Origin of the sequence: Flexivirga sp. (assembly GCF_035551235.1) — a bacterium.
In the GTDB taxonomy this organism is placed as follows: domain Bacteria; phylum Actinomycetota; class Actinomycetes; order Actinomycetales; family Dermatophilaceae; genus Flexivirga.
This window is the reverse complement of sequence record NZ_DASZNO010000049.1, coordinates 1-20,573: the sequence shown is the minus strand read 5'-3', so window position 1 is coordinate 20,573 and position 20,573 is coordinate 1. Positions and strand designations below refer to the sequence as shown.

Below are 20,573 nucleotides of genomic sequence, written 5' to 3'. Positions count from 1 at the left end.
TCAGCGCAGGAAGGCTGCCGGCACGCCGGCATCGACCGGGATGTGCGCGCCGGTTGTCTGGGACAGGTCCCCGCCCGTGAGCGCGAAGACCGCAGCGGCGACGTGCTCCGGCAGCACCTCCTTCTTCAGCAGCGTGCGCCCCGCATAGAACGCGCCGAGTTCCTCCTCCTTCACGCCGTAGACGGCCGCCCGGTTCGCGCCCCAGCCACCGGCGAAGATGCCCGAACCACGCACGACGCCATCGGGATTGACGCCGTTGACACGCACGCCGATGCCACCGAGCTCTGCCGCGAGCAGGCGCACCTGGTGCGACTGGTCGGCCTTGGCCGCGCCATACGCGATGTTGTTGGGTCCGGCGACGAGGCTGTTCTTGCTGGAGATGTAGACGATGTCGCCGCCCATCCCCTGCTGCTCGAGGACGCGAGCGGCCTCTCGTGCCACCAGGAACGAGCCCCGTGCCATCACGTCGTGCTGCAGGTCCCAGTCGGCGGCGGTCGTCTCCGACAGCGCCTTGGAGACCGACAGTCCGGCGTTGTTGACCACCAGATCCACGCCACCGAAGGCGAGCACGGCTGCGTCGAAAGCCGCTGCAATCGCTGCCTCATCGGTCACGTCCACCGTCACCGGCACCGCCACGTCGGCCGTGCCGATGCCGGACGCGACCTCGGCCGCCGACTTCGCGTCACGGTCCGCAACGACGACACAGGCGCCCTCGGCGGCAAGCCGCTGGGCGATCGCCCGCCCGATGCCCGACCCCGCGCCGGTCACCAGCGCGACGCGGGTGGCCAGCGGCTTCGGCGCCGGCATCCGGGCCAGCTTCGCCTCCTCCAACGCCCAGTACTCGATACGGAACTTCTCCGCGTCGGAGATCGGCTGGTATGACGAGATCGCCTCGGCGCCGCGCATGACGTTGATCGCGTTGACGTAGAACTCCCCCGCTACGCGCGCCGTCTGCTTGTTACGGCCGAAGCTGAACATCCCCACACCGGGCACGAGCACGACCGCCGGGTCCGCGCCACGCATCGGCGGTGACTCCTTTGTCGCGTGTGCGTCGTAGTACGCGGCGTAGTCGCCCCGGTATGCCGTGTGCAGCTCGCGCAGCCGCGCGATCGCGTCGCCGAGAGGCGCAGTCGGTGGCAGGTCGAGGACCATCGGTCGCACTTTGGTCCGCAGGAAGTGGTCCGGGCAGGAGGTGCCGAGAGCCGCGAGGCGCGGGTGCTCGGCCGAAGCGAGGAAGTCGAGCACCACGTCGCTGTCGTTGAAGTGACCCACCTGTGGCTGATCCGTCGAGGCAAACCCTCGGATGACCGGCGCCAGGGCTGCGGCCCGTGTATGGCGCTGCTCCTCCGCCAGTGGCTCGTTCGCCGCGAGTCGCGCGCCGAAGGGCGACTTCTTGCCCCGCTTCTCGATGAATCGCTCGGCCTCACGAATGATTTGCAGCGAATTGCGTTCGCACTCCTCGCTGTTCGCACCCCACGCGGTGATGCCGTGGCCGCCCAGGACGCAGCCGATGGCCTGCGGGTTCTCCTCAGCAACTTGAGCGATGTCCAAGCCGAGTTGGAAGCCCGGGCGCCGCCACGGAACCCAGATGACCCGGTTTCCGAAGCATTCTCGAGTGAGCGCTTCGCCGTCCGCAGCCGTGGCGAGCGCGATGCCGGAGTCCGGGTGCAGGTGATCGACGTGCGGTGCCGTCACCAGTCCGTGCATCGCAGTGTCGATCGACGGCGCGGCGCCGCCCTTGCCGTGCAGGCAGAAGTCGAAGGCCGCGACCATCTCGTCCTCGCGCTCCACGCCGGGGTAGACATCGACCAGCGCACGCAACCGGTCCAGCCGGAGCGCGGCAAGACCCGATTTCGTCAGCGTGCCGAGGTCACCGCCCGAACCCTTGACCCAGACCACGTCGACGTCATGCCCGGTGACCGGGTCCTTCACCGGGCACTTGGCCGACGTGTTGCCACCGGCGAAGTTGGTGTTGCGCGGGTCCGCGCCGAGCCGGTTGGACCGGCCGATCAGCTCGTCGACGGTGCCCATCAGGCGCCCCACCCCGCTTGGGCGCCGCCCACCCGTTCCGCAGCGATGCGTTCACCATGCCCGGATGCGGCGTAGGCAGCCATCGGGTCGGCCTGCAGTCCCCGCTCTTCCCGCAGCCCGGCGAGCATCGGGCGCACGTCCGTGTCGAACGCATCCATCAGGATCCCGTTGGCGCCCAACACATCTCCGCTCTGCTGGGCTTCGCCCAGCGCCTTCAGGTCAACCGCCATCGCCTTCGCCGTGGCCTCCTGCACGTTCATCACCGAGCGGATCTCGCCAGGAATCTTCGGCTCGATGTTGTGGCACTGGTCGAGCATGAAGGCGATCCCGCTGTCGTCGGCAAACCCACCACCGCAGCGGACCTCGAAGAGGATCCGGAAGAGCTGGAACGGGTCCGCGGCGCCGACGATCAGGTCGTCGTCGGCGTAGAAGCGCGAGTTGAAGTCGAACGAACCGAGCTTCCCCAGCCGCAGCAAGGAGGCGACGATGAATTCGATGTTGGTGCCCGGAGCGTGGTGACCGGTGTCGACGCACACGCGTGCCTTGTCGCCCAATGCCAGGCAGTGCGTCAGCGCGGTGCCCCAGTCCGGGACGTCGGTGGAGTAGAACGCCGGCTCGAAGAGCTTGTACTCGAGGATGAGTCGCTGGTCATCGCCAAGCTGCGTGTAGACGCTCGCCAGCACCTCCGCCAGCCGGTCCTGCCGGGCCGAGATCGAGTCCTGGCCGGGATAATTGGTCCCGTCGGCGAACCACAGCTTCAGATCACGAGAGCCGGTCTCGTTCATCACCTCGACGCACCGCAGCAGGTGATCCAGCGCCTTGCGGCGCACCTTCGGATCGGGATTGGCCACACTCCCGAGCCGGTAGTCGTCGTCCTGGAAGACATTCGCGTTGATCGTGCCGAGCTGGATGCCATGGTCCACGGCATATGCCGCGAGCTTGCTGTAGTCGTCGACCTCGTCCCACGGGATGTGCAGCGCGACTTTGCCCGCGGCACCGGTGAATTCGTGGACCGTGGCGGCATCGGCAACCTTCTCGAAGGGGTCCCGCGGGACGCCCGCCTGCGCGAACACCTTGAACCGCGTGCCGGAGTTCCCGAACGCCCAGGACGGCAGCTCGATCGACTGTGCGCGAAGCACCGGTCCGGCGGCCTCCAGATCGACCATGACATTGCCTTCTTTCTGTTGGTATGACGAACCGGTCGTGACCGGTCAGGGAGCGACCTCGATGAGCTCGATCCCGAGCAGGTCTGCGACGTTGCGCAACCGCGGGAGCTGGTCACCGGTCGCGAGTGCCCAGTGGTGGCTGATGGCCGAGGTGCTCCAGGCATCGGTCCACACTCCGGGATCGCAACCGAAGTCGACCCGCGAGGTCGTGTTGCCGATCCGCAACCGCGGCCCGGGCACCACTTCGCCGCGCGACGCGACGAAACGGTATGTCCCATCGCGCAATTGGGCGATGCCGAAGGTGGTGACAGGACCGCGTCGCACCTCGAGCTCGACGGACACGCCCCACCCCCGCTTACCGTGGTAGACCCCCAGCCCACGCAGGATCGGCTTGCCCTCGGCGATCCCCAGGTGCGCCGGCCCGTCGTGGCCCATCTCGACGACACCGTCGGAGAAGTTGAGCGCCTGGAACTCGGTGAACGATCCGCCCGCACCGAGCCGGTCGGTGATCAGCATCGCCAGCGAGGTCCTCAGCTCGTACTCGCCTGCTGCGGGGATGCCGCGCGCAGTCAGCAGCGAGGCTCCCAGGATCATGCCCGCACCGAGACGCTCGTGTTGCTCCCCTTCGAGACCGCGGTGGTAGTAGGCCAGCGAGTCCAACTCGAAGTCATCGGCAAGTCGATCGAGTCCGAGCGAAACCCTTGCTGCCCAGCGGAAGTCGTCCTCCGCCACGGTGTCGTCGACCGTGAAGAGCTCGCGTGTCAGCGCCATACGCTCGTCGACCTGTGGCTCGGTCACCGCAGCTGCGCGGACCCGCAGGTCATCGAACTCGAGCACCTCCACGTGACCGCCGAGGTTGGCCGTGACGAGAGTGAGATCCGTCGACACGTCCAGCATCCCCGGATACAGATGACCCATCAGCCCGTGCCGACCGCGCTGCAGGGCACCGCGCACGCCGGCTGCCCGTACCCACTGCTCGATCCGCTGCCAGGCCCGCTCGTCCTCGACGTACCCGGAGACGGAGCGGAACGAGATCCCGCATCGTTCAAAGGTGTTCGCCATCTCCGGCAGCGGACACGCACCGCAGTACGCGAGCCAAGCGCCGGTGTCGAAGTTCTCGTGATCCATCGCCTCGGTCGGCTGCAGGTTGAGCAGCAACACCGGAGCGTTGGAACGTTGTGCGACCGGCACCAGCATGTTGGCGGTCATGTATGTCGTGAGGAACCCGACGATCAGGTCGCACCCGGCCGCCCGAAGTCGTTCGGCCGCTGCAGCGCCCTCCTGCGGATCGGAAATGAAGCCGACGTCCACCACCTCGCAGTCCAGCGCACTCAACCGCTCATTGACGCGTGCGGCCGAACGCTGCAGCTGGGGCAACAGCTCCGGAAACTGCGGCCAGTACGCGCCAAGTCCGCCGGACACGAGCCCAACCTTGGTATGCCGCAACGACTTTCGGCCCAGCATGGGACCGGAACCCGTGGTCACGTCCGCCGTCATGAGTTTCCCTCCACTCGGGACAACTGGTCCTCCAGTTGGAAGATCAGGTCCAGCACCTCGAAGCCCTCGTCGGCCGGTGCACCGTCCAGGCCGAGGAAGAAGCGCGCCATGTCCGCCTGCCAGCGGGCGTTCACCTCGGTCGCAGCCATCGCACGCTGCGCCTCGACCAGGTCGGGGGTTTCGACATACCCGACGATCAGGCCGTCGCTCCGCGCGAAGATCGAGTAATCGCTCCATCCGGCGTCGCGCAGGGCTCGCAGCATCTCCGGCCAGACTTCGGCGTGCCGCTCGCGGTATTCGTCCAGCAGGTCCGGGCGCACCTGCAACACGAAACAGTGCGGACGGGAACGAGCGTTCGCCTCGGTCATCGCCGGCTCAGAACTTGAATTTGTCGATGTTGCTCTTGTCGAAGACCGTCGGCGGCCCGAGGACGACCGAGGGTCCGGTGCCGGCGGCCGGTGCGAGGACCTTGTAGGACCCGAGCGTGCCGGCCTTGAAGGTCGCACCGGTGTCCATCGTCGCGGTCCCCGAAGCCAGCGCGGCTGCGGCATACCCGGCGAGGTAGCCGAGTTTCGACGGATCCCAGAGCGCGAAGTTCTTGACTGTTCCGTCCTTGATGTACGCCCGCATCTGCGACGGCAGCCCGAGCCCGGTCAACGTGATCTTCACGTTCTTGTGCGTCGACAGGTACTGAGCCGCGGTAGAGATCCCGACGGTGGTTGGCGAGATGATGCCCTTCAGGTGCGGGTATGCCGAGATGAGGCCCTTCAACACATTCAGCGAGGTGGCGGGGTCGTCGTTGCCGTAGACGGTGGTGACCAGCTTCATCTTTGGATACTTCTTCAGCTGCTGCTTCATGTAGCCGATCCAGGCGTTCTGGTTGGTGGCACTCTGCGCGGCCGACAGGATCGCGATCTGGCCCGACGAGTTGATCTGCTTGGCCAGCAGATCCACCTCGCTGGTTCCGATCGTCTTGGTGTCCGCCTGGTTGATGAAGAGGTGCTGCGGGCTGTTGCCGCACGAGATGTCCGAGTCGAAGGACAGGATCTTGATGCCGGCCTTCGCCGCCTGGTTCAGGCTGGGGCACAACGCCTTCGGGTCGTTGGCGGCGATCACGATCGCATCTGCCTTCGCCTGGATCGCGGCCTGCACCGATGGGATTTGCGCCGCCGCGGTGTCGGCCGTGCCGCTGCTGACAACGACCTTTCCGCCGAGCTCCTTCAGCGCCTTTTGACCGCCCTTGTCCGCGAGCACTTCATAGGGGTTCTGCGTGTCCTTGGGGATGAAGTAGACCGTCAGCCCCTTCTTCACGGCGCCGCCGGAGCTGGCGGCCTTGCCCTTCGGAGCAGTCGAGCTACCGGACCCGGTGGATTGCGAGGAACACCCGGCGACCACGACCAGGGCTGCCGCGGCAACCGCCGCGGAGATGGCGCGTGCGTTGCGGGACTTGCCGACAATTGTGAGTTGCATTGTCAATCCTTCCATTTCGTGCGATGTGTCACCGCACACGACCTGTGAGACGGCGCCGCTCGTGGGCTCCGTGTGAGTTCCCTGCCGCTGTCAACTCCCCCGCCGAGATGCGAGCCGCGCACGAGCACGCGTGATCAGCTGTCCGCCGTTCGCAACGATCACACTGACCAGCAGCAGGAGCCCGGTGATCACCTGCTGCTTCTCTGCTTCCACATGCGTCTGGGTGAGGATCATCTGCAACGCGCCGAAGATCATCACGGCCAGTAGGACACCGAGGATCGTCCCCCGACCGCCGAAGATCGACACCCCGCCGAAGAGCACGATCGCGACCACGTTGAGCTCGAGCCCCGTGCCGGCGGTGTAACTGACGGAGGCGTTCTGCAAGGTCAGCAGGATCCCGGCGAAGGCGCAGATCACACCGGAGGCCACGAACAGCCAGAACTTCACCCACGTCACACGGATCCCGCTGAACGACGCGGCCTCTGGCTGCAGCCCGATGGCGTGCAACGAACGCCCGAAAGGTGTTGCGTGCAGGACGATCCCGGCAATGATCGCCAGCACGATGAAGATCAAAGTCGAGTAGGACAGCGCGCCGCCCGGGATCGACTGAGTGCCGATCTTGGTCAGGCTGTCCGGGAACTGGTCGTCCCCCACACCGGGCACCGTCAACGGGCCGAGCAGGATCTGGGCTCCGCCGCGAAACAGCGTGAGGGTGCCGATGGTGACGGCGATCGACGGCAGCGCGGTGTAGGCGACGAGGACGCCGTTCAGGGCACCCCCGAGCGCGCCGATGGCCAGTGCCGCGATCATCGCCGGCCAGATGCCCCAGCCGTGATGCCACAGGAATCCCATCAACGAACCGGCGAGGCCGAGCATGGATGCGACCGAGAGGTCGATCTCGCCGGTCATGACGATGAAGGTCATCGGCAGCGCCATCAGCGCGATGAACCCGGTGTTGATGCCCGCGTAGAAGATCGTCGACTGGCTCAGGAATGTCGATGATTGCGTCGAGCCGAAGATGATGACGGCGACGAGCACGATGAGAAGGCCGCCCTCCCACCGGATCGCGTCCCGCCACGACGTCGCTCTGGAAGTCGACTCGGGGCGACCGGCCGGCGCTGCCTGCACGTCAGATGTCACGGTGTGCCCCCTCTGTGTTCCGCAGCCTTCGGGTGACCCGCTGGCTCAGCCATCGGTCGAAGGCGATCGCCGCCAGCAGCAGTGCCCCGGCGATCGCCTGGTTCCAGGAGGCACTGATCCGCGCTGCCACCAGCGCCAGGTTGATCGTGTTCAGCAGCAGAGCACCCAGGGCCGCGCCGAAGACCGAGCCGCTGCCACCGAATATCGCGACCCCACCGACGACGACGGCGGCGATGACGGTCAGTTCGTAACCCAGCCCCGAGTTGTTGTTGACCTGTGCGTATTGCGCGAGGAACAGCGCACCCGCCAGTCCGGCAAGAGCACCACTGATCACGAATGCGGTCATGACCCTGCGGGCTGCCGGTATGCCGGCGAGCGTCGCGGCCTGCGGGCTCGATCCGATCGCGTAGAGCTCGCGGCTGCTGCGGAAGGTCCGCATGGCGTAGCCCGCAATGACCACGATGACCGCCACGAGGATGAACAGCCACGGGACGCCCAGCACCGTCTTGTAACCGATCGCGGTGAAACCACCGGGGACGTCACTGGCGCCGATCTGCCTGCCGTTGACGATGATCCCGTCGACCCCTCGGATGACATAGAGCATCGCAAGGGTCACCACGAGGCTCGGCACCCGGAAGAACACCGTCACGAGCCCGTTGATCAGGCCGATGACGGAGCCGATCGCGATCGCCACGACGAAGCCCATCCAGACATCGATCGCGTTGTGCGCGAACAGATCTCCCACGACGTATGCCGAAAGGCCCAGCGTCGATCCGATCGACAGGTCGACGTTGCGGGTGACGATCACCAATGTCTCGCCGACCGCCATCAGCCCGATCAGTGCGCCACCGTTGAGGATCTGCTGCACGCTGTCGGCGCTCAGGAAGTGGCTGTTCTTGAGAGTGGTGATCGCGATGACCACGACGATCGCGAGCGCAATCCCGATCTCGCGGGCCCGAAGGAGCGCGTCGAGCCGCCCGGCAGAGGTTGCTTCGGCAAGGGCGGGTACCGGAGTCCGGGGAGCAGTCGTCGTCATCATGCGGCAGCGCTTTTCCCGCTCTGGCCCGTGGCGGCGCGGATGATCGTCGTCTCGTCCGCTTCGTCGCGAGCGAAGTTGCCCGTGACCTTGCCTTCGTGCAGCACGACGATCCGATCCGCCATACCGAGCACTTCCGGCAATTCGGAGGAGATCATCAGCACCGCCATACCGTCCTGAACGAGCCCGTCGATGATGCGGTGCACCTCCGACTTGGTGCCGACGTCGATGCCACGGGTCGGTTCATCGATGATGAGCAGGGAAGGGTGACGGGCCAGCCACTTGCCGAGTACGACCTTCTGCTGGTTGCCACCGGAAAGCGTCGACGCCGGGTTCCGCAATCGCCCGAACTTCACCTGCAACTTGGCCGCCCATTCCCTTGCCAACCGCTGCTCGGAGGAACGACGCATCAGCCCGCCGCGGCGCAGCGCGTGCAAGGACGCCAGGGCGAAGTTCTGGTCGATGCCCATGTCCATGACCAGGCCCTGCTGGCGCCGGTCCTCGGGCACCAACGCGACTCCGGCTGCCATGGCTGCCAGCGGGCGGCCCGCTTCGAGCGGCGTGCCGGCAACCCGCACGACACCTCGGCTTCGCGGGTCGATGCCGAATATCGCGCGGGCGACTTCACTGCGACCGGCACCCACCAGGCCTGCGAGCGCGACGATCTCCCCCTGGTGAACCGTGAACGAGACATCGTCGAAAACGCCCTCTTGGCCGAGGTTTTCCACCTCAAGCACCGGGTCGCCGGGCGTGGTCGCCGTCTTCGGGAACAACGAGTCGAGGTCGCGCCCGACCATCTGGTGGATGATCGTGTCGACGTCGGTGTCCTCGACGGCCGAGGTCGATACGAACCGCCCGTCACGCATGACTGTCACCCGCTGACAACTGGCGAACACCTCTTCCAACCGGTGACTGATGAACATCACCGCAGCGCCGTCGCGGCACAAGGTCGTCATCACATCGAAGAGCCGCTGCACCTCGACGCCGGTCAGCGCTGCGGTCGGCTCGTCCATCACCAGCACCTTGGCCGACAGGGACAGCGCCTTGGCGATCTCGACGAGTTGCTGGTCGGCGACGGACAGCCCTCGTGCCACGCGGCGAGGGTCGAGTGCGACACCGAGTCGCTTGAAGATCGCGCGGGCCTCGTCGTTCATGCGGGCGCGGTCGATCCGCCGTCCCGAGCGCATGGGTTGGCGGCCCATGAAGACGTTCTCCGCGACCGTGAGGTCCGGGAACAACGTCGGCTCCTGGTAGATGATCGAGACGCCGGCCTCGCGTGCTGCGGCGGGCCCGCTGAACACGACGTCCTGCCCGTCGACCGTGAGTGTTCCGCCATCCGGCTGGTACACCCCGGCGAGGATGTTGACCAGCGTGGACTTGCCGGCACCGTTCTCGCCGACCAACGCGTGCGCTTCTCCGCGTTCGAGGGCGATCCGTCCGTCCACGAGTGCGCGGACGGCGCCGAAGTCCTTGCGTGCGTGGCTCAGCACAAGGGTCGGTTCGGGTATGTCGGCGGGTGTCATCGGCTGTCGCCCTTCGTTATGAAACCTTTCACCGTATGACGAATGAATGTAATCTGCGTCACAGATACCGGTCAAGCGCTTTGCAGCAACTTGCGGCACCACATCTGCGCGATACCACTGGGACCCCAGTGATTTCAAGCAGATACGAGTGCGCGAGCCGCCGCCGCCCGGTCGATATGCCGGCGCTGATACGTTTTAGCCGTCGTACGACAAGGAGAGGCAGATGCCGGACAAAATCAGCGTGGTCGACGTCGCTCGCGAAGCCGGCGTGTCTCTCGGCACCGTGTCCAACGTGCTCAACCGCCCCAGTCGGGTCTCGCCGGCCACCCGCGAGCGGGTCCAGCAGGTCATCGACTCGCTGGGCTACGTGCGCAACGAAGCCGCGCGCCAGCTGCGTTCGGGGTCGAGCCGGACGATCGGCCTGGTCGTGCTCGACATCGCGAACCCGTTCTTCACAGACGTCGCCAAGGGCGCGGAGGAAGTCGCCGAGGCCGCCGGCCTGTCCGTCGTGTTGTGCAACAGCGGCGAGGATCGCACCCGCGAGAGCCATCACCTCAACCTGCTGCGTGAACAGCGTGCGTTCGGGGTGCTCGTCACGCCTGTTGCCGCCAAGACCCCCGCGATAGAGGAGATCCGGCGCAGTGGCACGCCGGTCGTGCTCGTCGACCGTGGCTCCGGCCGTGCCCACTGCTCGGTGTCGGTCAACGACCGGGTAGGGGGTGAGCTCGCAGTGGCGCATCTCCTGGCGATCGGTCATGAGCGGATCTGCTTCGTCGGCGGCCCGCGCTCGATTCGGCAGGTGGGCGAACGCCTCGCCGGCGCCCGGTCTGCCCTCAGCGCCGCCGGACTCGATCCCACTGCGCTGCAAGTGATTTCGACGCCGGCACTGAACGTCGCCGAGGGCCGGACGGCGGGTGCGAAGCTCGCAAGCTTGCATGCCGGCGAGCGACCGACCGCTGTCTTCTGCGCGAACGACCTGTTGGGCCTCGGCATCCTCCAGGAGATGACCCTGCGTCGGCTGCGCGTTCCCGAGGACCTCGCGATCATCGGGTATGACGACATCGATTTCGCCGAGGCGGCGGCGATCCCGATGAGTTCGGTGCGGCAGCCGCGCACCGAACTAGGCCGCACCGCAACGCAATTGCTGGTCGACGAACGCCAGTCCCCGACGCACCAGCACCGCCAAGTCGTCTTCGAGCCGGAGCTCGTCGTCCGTGCTTCCACCACGGGCCTGGACTGAGGACCGCCGTACGCACCACCAAAGCCGACGGCACGGTCAGCCGACGCCCACGAGCGCTCTGCCATCATGGCGGCTGTGGACATGGATCAGCTGCTCGAGCAGATCGCCCGTGAGATCGAGCCACAGATCGGCGCCGGCTCGGTCGCCGACTACATCCCTGCCCTCGCGGCGGTGGATCCGACGCAGTTCGGGATCGCCGTCGCCCTCCCGAATGGCGAGTGTTTCGGCACTGGCGACTGGACCAAACCTTTTTCATTGCAGAGCATTTCGAAACTCTTCACGCTGGCTCTCGCACTTGAGGGAGACGACGAGAGCATCTGGTGGCGCGTAGGCCGGGAGCCGTCCGGCAACGCCTTCAACTCGCTGGTGCAGCTGGAGTACGAGAACGGCATACCGCGCAACCCGTTCATCAACGCGGGCGCGCTCGTGGTCACCGATCACCTGGCGGGAGCCTGCGGTGACGCGAGCGAGGCGGTGCTCGACCTCCTGCGCACGGAGTCGGCCAACCCGGACATCCACTGCGATGAGGAGGTCGCCGAATCCGAAGCAGCGCATGGCGATCGGAATCTCGCCCTGACGCACTTCCTCGCGTCATACGGCAACATCCACGGTGACGTCCGGCGCATCGCCGATCAGTACGTCCGCCAGTGCGCCATCGCGATCAACTGCCGCGACCTCGCGCTCGCCGGCCTGTTCCTTGCTCGTCACGGCATCCGCCGTGACGGCACGCGGATGCTGTCGCCCAGCAACACCAAGCGCATCAACGCCGTCCTGCTCACCTGCGGAATGTATGACGCCGCAGGGGAATTCGCGTATCGCGTCGGCCTGCCGGGCAAGAGCGGCGTCGGTGGCGGCATCCTGGCGGTCGTGCCGGGGCGGTGCTCCGTCGCGGTGTGGGGCCCCGGCCTCGACCGGCGCGGAAACTCGGTCGCCGGCGTGGCTGCACTCGACCGCTTCACCGCGCTCACCGACTGGTCGGTGTTCTGACGCAACGCCTCGCTGCCAGCCTCCTGGGAAGTCCGCTGATTTCGACGCGGGAGCGCGGATCCTGTGAGTAGGCTTTGCCCGCTCTGAGTGGACTCGGGGCGTCTTCTCAATCACATACAGGGGGTCGCCATGGCGGCAGCGGGGTTCAGACACACACGGCGCATCACGGTGCAGGTGCTGGCGCTCTTCATCGGACTGTTCGTGCTCGTGGCACCGACCAGCAGCGCAGCCACCTCGAGTGGGAGCCCAAGTCCGAGTTCCAGCCCGACTGCGAGTGCCAGTCCCAGCCCCGGCGTAACCGCTGCGCTCACGCAAGTCACGGCCGTTGCGCCGACGTGGAAGACGGTCGGCTGCGGTGGCCTGGACAATCTGATCACCATTCCGCGCGTCACGGGCGTCGAATACGTCGTGAACGGCATCGTCGCACGATCGGGCGCAAACTTGGTCACCAACTTCGGGCACGATGGGAGCAGCGCCGACGTCACAGCCCGTGCACTCGCCGGATACGCGCTGGTCGGCAAGACTTCGTGGCACATCGAGATTCCGAGCCCGGAATGTGTCCTTCCCACCCTGACGACGCATTGCGGCAGTGTCACCGTGACCAACGGTGCGTCGTACCGGATCGCCTTCAGCTGGGCCCGGGCAAGCACCTTCAAGTGGGAGGGCGACGAGGAACTCGCCCCGAGCGGGACATTCACCTTCCGCACGAAGTACTCGAAACTGGACGTCATCTCCGCGCCGGCGGATGATGGCACGTTGTTCAGCATCGAGCCCCTGACGGTGCCGCAGAACTGTGCTGCGCCGTCACCGAGCACGACCCGGACCGCAACGGCCACGGCGCCGCAGCCCACGAGCACGGGTTCGCAGGTTCCGACACCTCCCAGGCACCCGGCCCCGTCGACCGGGCCGGCCATCATTACCGACGGGGCGGCCGGCGACGACCACGCGAACGGAGCACTGATCGCCGGCGGCTTCGCGTGTGCGTTCGGTTGCGCAGTGACCGGATTCGGCCTGCGGCGGCGTCTGCGCCGCTGAGATTGCGAGCCCGAGATGTCACTTACTTGCCGGTATCTCGCCGTGCTCGCAAGTAAGTGACTTCTCGGGCTTCTTGTATGGCGAATCAGCGTCGCGACGTGAGCGGAGGGCGTGGGAACCGTCAGTCTCGCTCGTCCCTCGCGAGACTTCCTCCCTCATGAGGGGCCCTCGACGGAACCTCACTACGTTCGGTAAGCGGAGGGCGTGGGATTCGAACCCACGATGGGCTTACACCCATAGCGGTTTTCAAGACCGCCGCACTAGGCCACTATGCGAGCCCTCCTTGCTCGACGACAGTGCCGCACGAGCGCACGCCATCCTACGTGGCGCGCGTTCGCGAACAAATCGCCATACGCCACCATGTACTTTTCCGGCAACGGTCGCGCGCAAAGCACGCGCAGACCTCGTGGGAGCGTACTTTTCCGGCAACGGTCGCCAGAAGTGCGCGGCCGCCAACAACGAGCCGCCACCGAACCGCCACAGGGCCACCACCGAGCCGCCACCGAACCGCCACGGCGCCATCAGGCAGCCACCGTGCGCAACGGCGCTACTGACGCCATACCTCGGCAGGTAGGGTCGGATGAAACCGACGAAAGGAACCCCGATGGGCAAGCTGGCATTCGCCGTCGGCATCGCTGCGGGCTACGTCCTGGGCGCACGCGCCGGACGCGACCGCTACGAGCAGATCAAGCAGGTCAGCGGCCACGCCTGGAATCACCCGGCAGTGGTCGAACAGCGCGCGAGGACCACCGAGCAGATCAAGCAGCGCGGTCCCGAGGTCGCTGCAGCAGCGGGACAGGCTGCGATCAAGGGAGTCGGCCAGGCCGCGAAAAGCGCTGCAACTGCTGGGTTTTACGCCGCAGTGGGCCACCGGGAGGGCCCCGTCGTCAACGGCAGTCTCGCCGAAGCAGCCAGCCGCGACCCGCAGTCGACGGCTCCCGCGAGCAGCGCCACCGCGCCCGTCCCGGAAACGGCTGAAACGACGCGCTGACGGGGTGTCGTGGACCTTGTCGCAGTGTGCGTCTAACGTGGGGCGCGGGCCACACCCTTGCAATGGCGCGGAATATCCGGGCTTTGAAAGATGCGGACCCAACGGCACGCCGATCCTCGGCGGGCTAGCCACGATCGACGGATCGGTTTGCACCGATCCCCGAGACAAGGAACAGGACCCACTTCATGAACCGCACTGACCTTGCCAGCACCATCGCTCAGCGCACCGGTGTGAGCGTCAAGGACGCCAACGCCGTCATCGGCGGCTTCAACGACGTCATCCTCGAGGCAATCGGCCGCGGCGAGAAGGTCCAGCTGCCGGGCCTGCTCACCATCGAGCGCGTCGACCGCGCGGCCCGCACCGGCCGCAACCCCCGCACCCGCGAGGAGATCCAGATCCCGGCATCCAAGGCCGCCAAGGTGACCGTCGGCTCCAAGCTGAAGGCCGCCGCGAAGGGCGAGTGACAACTCACCCCCGCACCACACGTCAAGGGGCTCGACGACCGCGAGGTCGCCGAGCCCTTTGGCGTATGCCGCGCAGCGACAGGCCATGCGGCGGTGCCGGATCGGATCAGGTTTGGTCCGACTTCATCGTGGTGACGCCCATGACCGCAGCGCCCAGTAACAGCACACAAGCGCCGACGACGATGTTGCTGATCATCGTGCCGGTGGATGGGTTGATGCCGTTCATGACCCAATTCGCGACGATGAGCCACGCGCCCATCGCCGGTGCGACCCAGGCCATTCCATACATGCGGCCGCGAGAGTCCGCACAGATGAGCGTCATCGCCATGATCGACAACCCGACGATCAGATCGTTGATCGCCAGCGGCGTCGTACTGCCGCTGAAGCCGATGACCCATGGTGAGATCGCTGCGTACCCGCCGGCGAGGACCATCAAGCCCTCGGCCACCTGAGCACGTGGAGTCCCCGCCGCCCGGTCAAAGCGGTCCCGCAGGGCCACGATGTCCGGGTGGTGTGCCATCGACGTGTCCAAACTGTGCTGCGTTGCCATGACCCACCTCCTATGTGGGGGAGTAGTTGTTCCTCCATTGTGCTCCGAATGAGCAGGAATGACGCCGGGCGATTTCGCGCTCGCGCCCGCGGGAACGGGTCTCCGTGCCGGGCCTGCGCGGTGTCAGCCGCGACCCACGAACGGCATGTCCGGAGCCGCGATCGTCAGGTCGAAAACGGCAGCGTCGTCCGGCATGGTCGCCATGAGCACGACCGCGCGCACCACCGACTGCACGTGCATCGTCGGCTCCGGTTTGGTCGACCGGTCGGCCTGCAGCATGCCGGTCGCCATACCTGCCGTCATCGCGGACGCCGCGTTGCCGATGTCTATCTGGCCGCACCGCACCTTGTGCGGCCGACCGTCGAGCGCGATCTGCTTGGTCAGGCCGCTCACGGCGTGCTTGCTGACGGTGTATGGCGCGGCCTCCGGCCGAGGCACGTGCGCGGAGATCGACCCGTTGTTGATGATCGTGCCGCCGGCCGGTTGCTGCGCACGCATCGTGCGGAACGCCTCACGGGCACACAGGAACATGCCGGTGACGTTGACGTCGATCACCGCCCGCCACTCGGCCAGCGGGATCTGGTCGAACGGTGCCGCGAAGGCCGACACACCCGCGTTGTTGAAGAGCACGTCGACCCGCCCGAAGCGAGCGACGGTGCGGTCGAAAAGCGTTGCCACCGCTGCCTCTTCGGTGACGTCGGTAGGTATCGCCAGACACGAAGCACCGCCGATCAGCGCCGCGGTCTCCTCGAGCGCATCGGCTCGCCGGCCGGCGAGCACGACGTCGAAACCTGCTCCGGCCAGGCCGACGGCGACCGCGCGCCCGATGCCGCTGCCCGCCCCCGTCACCACCGCAACGCGTCGTGCCTCCTGCTCAGTCATGGACCGAGCCTAGAGGGGGCGCGAGCGATTAAAGCTGCCTCAGATGAACAGCGCGGGATCCGCGTAGGGATCCGGCTGTGCGGCGATCGGCTTCGACGAGCGCACCTTTGCCGGCACCCCCACCGCCACGCTGTATGACGGAACGTCAGACACGACAACGGCATTGGCGCCGATCTGCGCTTCGTCGCCGACGGTGACCGGGCCGAGCAGCCGCGCGCCCGCACCGATGGTGACCTTGTTACCGACCGTGGGGTGTCGCTTGATGCGATCCAGGGAGCGGCCGCCGAGGGTGACGCCGTGATAGAGCATCACGTCGTCACCCACCTCGGCGGTCTCACCGATGACCACGCCCATGCCGTGGTCGATGAAGAAGCGCTTCCCGATGCGCGCACCGGGGTGGATCTCCACCCCGGTCGCGGTACGGGCAGCTTGCGAGACCAGGCGCGCCGGCAGCCGCCAGCGACCGCCGCGACGCCACATGACATGCGCGAACCGGTGCACCCAGATCGCGTGCAGGCCCGGCGACGCCAGCGCCATCTCCAGGCGTGACGTGGTGGCCGGATCCCGGTCGAGCGCGGCGTCGAGGTCCTCGCGGATGGAAGCCACGGCGGCACGCACCGTCTGGGTCACCGGTTTCGACCGGTGACCATTGGTGAGCAGAGCGCCGTGAGCCATGACTGATCAGTCAACCAGACCCTCGAAGAGCGCCGTCGACAGGTAGCGCTCGCCGAAGCTGGGGATGACGACGACGATCGTCTTGCCGGCCGACTCCGGACGGGCAGCGACCTCTGCGGCGGCGGCGAGCGCGGCGCCCGAGGAGATGCCGACCAGCAGGCCCTCCTGGGTGGCGGCCTTGCGGGCCCACTCGATCGCCTGGTCGAAGTTGATGTCGAGCACCTCGTCATACACCTTGGTGTCGAGCACCTCGGGGACGAAGTTGGCGCCCAGGCCCTGGATCTTGTGCGGGCCGGGCTTGCCGCCGTTGAGGATCGGCGACTCGGCCGGCTCGACGGCGACGATCTTGACCTCGGGCTTGCGCTCCTTGAGGACCTGGCCGACGCCGGTGATCGTGCCACCGGTGCCGATGCCGGACACCAGGATGTCCACCTTGCCGTCGGTGTCGCGCCAGATCTCCTCGGCGGTCGTCTCGCGGTGCACCCGGGCGTTGGCCTCGTTGGCGAACTGGCGGGCGAGTACTCCGCCGCGCTCCTGCACGATCGACTCGGCCTTCTCGACGGCGCCCTTCATGCCACCGGCCGGGTCGGTCAGCACCAGCTCCGCGCCGAAGGCCCGCAGCAGCGCACGGCGCTCCTTGCTGGCGCTCTCCGGCATCGCCAGCACGACCTTGTAACCCTTCGCGGCGCCGACCATCGCGAGCGCGATGCCGGTGTTACCGCTGGTCGCCTCGACGACGGTCCCGCCCGGCTTCAGCTCGCCGGCGTCCTCGGCGGCCTTGATGATGGCGGCACCGATACGGTCCTTGACCGAAGCACCCGGGTTGTTGAACTCGAGCTTCGCGGCGACAGTGGTGCCCTCCGCGGCGTCGATGATCCGGTTGATGCGCACCAGCGGCGTGTTGCCGATTGCCTGGGTGACGTCGTCGAAAATGGGCACGTCTGTAGCCTTCCTTGCGCGGAGTCGCCGGGGTCACGCCCGGCAGCGGTCGGTCCAACACCCGGACCGGTTATGTGTATTCCAACACCTCGTTATTGAACGCGCAAACAGTGTCCATCTGTCGTCACCCTTCCCCGGCAGCACTCCGGAAGTTACTGACGGGTAACAGGCAGTTAGACTGCGACGCATGACAGCCCTGCAGATCGTCGCCGCGATCATCACCCTGGCGATCACCGTCGTCGGCATCGCCCTTGCAGTCCCTGCGGTCCAAGGTTTCATCCGGACGTTCCACCTCGGCCGCCCGGAGGACCGTGGCGACCACAAGGGCCGGCGTACCGCGACCCTGGTGCGGGAGATCTTCGGACACACCCGGATGTCGCGGTTGCCGATCGTTGCGATGGCGCACTGGGTCACGATGATCTCGTTCATCGTCCTGTCGCTGGCGGTGCTCACGTCCTACTTCCAGGTGTGGGACCCGACCTTCGCACTGCCGATCCTGGGCCACTTCGTGCTCTACGAGTGGGTCGTGGAACTGCTCGGCTGGACCGGCCTGGCCGGCATCAGCTGGCTGATCTGGAACCGCCGCAAGAACCACCCGGCCCGCTCCGCCGGCCAGGACGGGCGCCGCTCGCGCTTCTTCGGCTCCACCTTCTGGCAGGCCTACTTCGTCGAGCTGGTCATCCTGATCGAGATCATCTGCGTGCTGACGCTGCGCGGCCTGGAATACGCGGTCGGCAAGTACGAGGGCGAGGGCTCGGCCAGCGGCCTGCACTTCCCGCTCACCGCTTGGTATGGCGGCTGGCTGCACCACCTGGACGCGGGCACCGTCAAGGCGCTCATCGTGGTCGTGTCCACCATCAAGATCGTCACCGCGATGACCTGGCTGATCGTCCTCTCGCGGCGGATCACCATGGGTGTCGCGTGGCACCGTTTCCTGGCGTTCTTCAACATCTTCTTCAAGCGGCACGCCGACGGTCGCACCTCGTTGGGTGCCCTGCAGCCGATGCAGGTCGACGGCAAGCCCGTGACCATGGAGTCACTGGAAGAGATGGACGAGGACACCACGTTCGGTGTCGGCAACGTCGAGGACTTCACCTGGAAGGGCCTGCTGGACTTCTCGACCTGCACCGAGTGCGGTCGCTGCCAGTCGCAGTGCCCCGCCTGGAACACCGACAAGCCGCTGTCCCCCAAGCTGCTGATGATGACGCTGCGCGATCACACGCAGGCGCGGGCGCCATACCTGCAGGCGGCGGAAGCCGCCAAGGGCACCGGCCCGGCCACCGCCGACAACCCGATCATGGAGATCCCGCTGATCGGCACCACCGGGTATGACGAAGCGTCGCCACTGACGGCATACAACCCGCTGGGCGACGCCGGCGCGATCATCGACGAGGACGTGCTGTGGTCCTGCACCACCTGCGGCGCGTGCGTGGAGCAGTGCCCGGTCGACATCGAGCACGTCGACCACATCGTCGACATGCGTCGCTACCAGACGCTCATCGAGTCCGCGTTCCCGTCCGAGCTCGGTGGACTCTTCAAAAACCTTGAAGGCAAACAGAACCCGTGGGGTATGGCGGCCCGCGCCCGCCTCGACTGGGCCAAGGGCCTGCCCTTCGACGTCAAGGTCTTCGGCCAGGATGTGGAGAAGCTCGACGAGGTCGACTACCTCTTCTGGGTCGGCTGCGCCGGCGCGTACGAGGACCGCGCCAAGAAGACCACCCGCGCGGTCGCGGAACTCCTTGACACCGCTGGGGTTTCGTTCGCCGTGCTGGGTGACGGCGAGGCGTGCACCGGTGACCCGGCCCGCCGCGCGGGCAACGAGATGCTCTTCCAGGCGCTCGCGTCGCAGAACGTCGAGACGCTCAACGAGGCCGGCGCCACCAAGATCGTCGTCACCTGCGCGCACTGCTTCAACACGCTGAAGAACGAATACCCCCAGCTGGGTGGCGATTACGAGGTGCTGCACCACACGCAGCTGCTCAACAAGCTGGTGCGCGACAAGCGCCTCGTGCCGGTCGCCCGCCCGGAGGACGCGGAGATCACCAGCAGCGCCGCGTCGACCGGTGCGTCGGTCACCTACCACGACCCGTGCTACCTGGGCCGGCACAACGGTGTCTACGCACCGCCGCGTGAGCTCATCGGTGCACTGCCCGGCGTGGAGTACCGCGAGATGGAGCGTTCGAAGGAGAAGTCCTTCTGCTGCGGCGCCGGCGGTGCCCGCATGTGGATGGAGGAGAAGCTCGGCACCCGGATCAACACCAACCGCACCGAGGAGGCCCTCGGCACCGGCGCCGAGCGGATCGCCATCGGCTGCCCCTTCTGCCGCGTCATGCTCTCCGACGGCCTCACCGCCGCCCAAGCGGACGGACGCGGCGAGGAGGTCGAGGTCGTCGACGTCGCCCAGATGCTGCTCGCCGCGGTCAGGCGTGGCGACGACGGCCAGCCCGCGCCGGCGGCAGCCACCGAGCCCCAGCCGGCCTGACTCCCCGCGCGGCCACGGCACACCGGCGCGGCGCAGCAGCTGTGGTCAGGCGACCTCGGCCATCAGCGCGGCGAGCTTGGCCCGGGACGGGATCTCGAGCTTGCGGTAGATGTGCGCGAGGTGCGCGTCGACGGTGCGCGGCGACACGAACAGCCGCTCGGCGATCTGGCGGCTGGTGAGCCCCTCGGCGACCAGCCCGGCTACCGCGTGCTCGGCCTTGGTGAGGTTCGCCAGCGGCGACTCGCGCTCCGGCTCGGGGGTGCCGGCGAAGCACTCGGTCGCGCCGGCCAGACCAGCCGGTGTGAGCTGGCCGGCACGGACCCAGCCCCTCGGGCAGTCGCGGACCGCCCCCGCGACCGGGTGTGCCCCGGGGCGCGGGTGCGCCACCGCCTGCCGCGGGGCGCGCAGGGCGGCCGCCGCCCCCGCGAGCTGTCGGAATGCCGCCGTCCCCGGCTCCCCGGCCAG

19 protein-coding genes and 1 tRNA gene are annotated in these 20,573 nt (G+C 67.2%); 6 read left to right on the top strand and 14 right to left on the bottom strand.

Annotated elements, in window-relative coordinates; all coding sequences use genetic code 11:
• The 8 genes from VG502_RS18595 to VG502_RS18560 all read right to left on the bottom strand — a co-directional run bounded on the left by VG502_RS18595 (nucleotide 1) and on the right by VG502_RS18560 (nucleotide 9,863).
• Nucleotides 1–2,031 (bottom strand): bifunctional aldolase/short-chain dehydrogenase, encoded by a 2,031-nt coding sequence (locus VG502_RS18595; RefSeq protein WP_325551584.1) that lies wholly within the window; start codon nucleotides 2,029–2,031, stop codon nucleotides 1–3.
• Complete coding sequence (gene rhaI / locus VG502_RS18590; protein ID WP_325551582.1) at nucleotides 2,031–3,197, bottom strand: L-rhamnose isomerase; 1,167 nt, start codon at nucleotides 3,195–3,197, stop codon at nucleotides 2,031–2,033. Before rhaI ends, VG502_RS18595 begins: the two co-directional genes overlap by 1 nt.
• Before the next feature lie 45 nt (nucleotides 3,198–3,242).
• Complete coding sequence (locus VG502_RS18585) at nucleotides 3,243–4,619, bottom strand: L-fucose/L-arabinose isomerase family protein (RefSeq protein WP_325551581.1); 1,377 nt, start codon at nucleotides 4,617–4,619, stop codon at nucleotides 3,243–3,245.
• A gap of 71 nt (nucleotides 4,620–4,690) precedes the next feature.
• On the bottom strand, nucleotides 4,691–5,062 hold the full coding sequence (locus tag VG502_RS18580; protein WP_325551580.1) for an L-rhamnose mutarotase: 372 nt from the start codon (nucleotides 5,060–5,062) through the stop codon (nucleotides 4,691–4,693).
• Nucleotides 5,063–5,069: 7 nt separating this feature from the next.
• Complete coding sequence (locus VG502_RS18575; protein ID WP_325551579.1) at nucleotides 5,070–6,164, bottom strand: substrate-binding domain-containing protein; 1,095 nt, start codon at nucleotides 6,162–6,164, stop codon at nucleotides 5,070–5,072.
• A gap of 90 nt (nucleotides 6,165–6,254) precedes the next feature.
• The gene (locus tag VG502_RS18570; RefSeq protein ID WP_325551578.1) at nucleotides 6,255–7,304 is read right to left on the bottom strand and encodes an ABC transporter permease; all 1,050 of its coding nucleotides are present in this window, start codon (nucleotides 7,302–7,304) and stop codon (nucleotides 6,255–6,257) included.
• Nucleotides 7,294–8,343 carry an ABC transporter permease gene (locus VG502_RS18565; RefSeq protein WP_325551577.1) on the bottom strand — a complete coding sequence of 350 codons (1,050 nt, stop codon included), beginning with the start codon at nucleotides 8,341–8,343 and terminating at the stop codon, nucleotides 7,294–7,296. Before VG502_RS18565 ends, VG502_RS18570 begins: the two co-directional genes overlap by 11 nt.
• Complete coding sequence (locus tag VG502_RS18560; protein WP_325551576.1) at nucleotides 8,340–9,863, bottom strand: sugar ABC transporter ATP-binding protein; 1,524 nt, start codon at nucleotides 9,861–9,863, stop codon at nucleotides 8,340–8,342. The genes VG502_RS18565 and VG502_RS18560 overlap by 4 nt, the downstream gene beginning before the upstream one ends.
• Before the next feature lie 223 nt (nucleotides 9,864–10,086).
• On the opposite strand from VG502_RS18560, the gene VG502_RS18555 reads away from it, so the two are divergent.
• The 3 genes from VG502_RS18555 to VG502_RS18545 all read left to right on the top strand — a co-directional run bounded on the left by VG502_RS18555 (nucleotide 10,087) and on the right by VG502_RS18545 (nucleotide 13,125).
• Nucleotides 10,087–11,103, top strand: coding sequence for a LacI family DNA-binding transcriptional regulator (locus tag VG502_RS18555; RefSeq protein ID WP_325551575.1), 1,017 nt, complete (start codon nucleotides 10,087–10,089; stop codon nucleotides 11,101–11,103).
• Between the two features lie 66 nt (nucleotides 11,104–11,169).
• Nucleotides 11,170–12,090, top strand: coding sequence for a glutaminase (locus VG502_RS18550; protein WP_414655759.1), 921 nt, complete (start codon nucleotides 11,170–11,172; stop codon nucleotides 12,088–12,090).
• A 129-nt stretch (nucleotides 12,091–12,219) separates the two neighbouring features.
• Nucleotides 12,220–13,125 carry a hypothetical protein gene (locus VG502_RS18545; RefSeq protein WP_325551573.1) on the top strand — a complete coding sequence of 302 codons (906 nt, stop codon included), beginning with the start codon at nucleotides 12,220–12,222 and terminating at the stop codon, nucleotides 13,123–13,125.
• A gap of 196 nt (nucleotides 13,126–13,321) precedes the next feature.
• On the opposite strand, the gene VG502_RS18540 is transcribed toward VG502_RS18545, so the two are convergent.
• A tRNA-Ser gene (locus VG502_RS18540) sits at nucleotides 13,322–13,408 on the bottom strand.
• 321 nt (nucleotides 13,409–13,729) lie between these two features.
• Here VG502_RS18540 and VG502_RS18535 point away from each other — a divergent pair.
• Nucleotides 13,730–14,116, top strand: coding sequence for a hypothetical protein (locus VG502_RS18535; RefSeq protein WP_325551572.1), 387 nt, complete (start codon nucleotides 13,730–13,732; stop codon nucleotides 14,114–14,116).
• Nucleotides 14,117–14,301: 185 nt separating this feature from the next.
• Nucleotides 14,302–14,580: an HU family DNA-binding protein gene (locus VG502_RS18530; RefSeq protein ID WP_188836899.1), complete on the top strand. Its 279-nt coding sequence runs from the start codon at nucleotides 14,302–14,304 to the stop codon at nucleotides 14,578–14,580.
• Nucleotides 14,581–14,686: 106 nt separating this feature from the next.
• Here VG502_RS18530 and VG502_RS18525 read toward each other — a convergent pair whose 3' ends face one another.
• From VG502_RS18525 to cysK, 4 genes are all read right to left on the bottom strand, one after another.
• Entirely contained in the window at nucleotides 14,687–15,130 is a 444-nt protein-coding gene (locus VG502_RS18525; RefSeq protein ID WP_325551571.1) for an SPW repeat protein, read from the bottom strand.
• A 123-nt stretch (nucleotides 15,131–15,253) separates the two neighbouring features.
• A complete protein-coding gene (locus VG502_RS18520; protein ID WP_325551570.1) occupies nucleotides 15,254–16,012 on the bottom strand; it encodes an SDR family oxidoreductase in 759 nt (252 codons plus the stop codon).
• A 39-nt stretch (nucleotides 16,013–16,051) separates the two neighbouring features.
• Entirely contained in the window at nucleotides 16,052–16,687 is a 636-nt protein-coding gene (epsC, locus tag VG502_RS18515; protein WP_325551569.1) for a serine O-acetyltransferase EpsC, read from the bottom strand.
• A 6-nt stretch (nucleotides 16,688–16,693) separates the two neighbouring features.
• Entirely contained in the window at nucleotides 16,694–17,626 is a 933-nt protein-coding gene (gene cysK / locus VG502_RS18510) for a cysteine synthase A (protein WP_325551568.1), read from the bottom strand.
• Nucleotides 17,627–17,813: 187 nt separating this feature from the next.
• Here cysK and VG502_RS18505 point away from each other — a divergent pair, with 187 nt between their 5' ends.
• Nucleotides 17,814–20,108, top strand: coding sequence for a (Fe-S)-binding protein (locus VG502_RS18505; RefSeq protein ID WP_325551567.1), 2,295 nt, complete (start codon nucleotides 17,814–17,816; stop codon nucleotides 20,106–20,108).
• A 45-nt stretch (nucleotides 20,109–20,153) separates the two neighbouring features.
• Here VG502_RS18505 and VG502_RS18500 read toward each other — a convergent pair.
• A partial coding sequence (locus VG502_RS18500; RefSeq protein ID WP_325551566.1) for a helix-turn-helix transcriptional regulator occupies nucleotides 20,154–20,573 on the bottom strand: 420 nt, incomplete at its 5' end.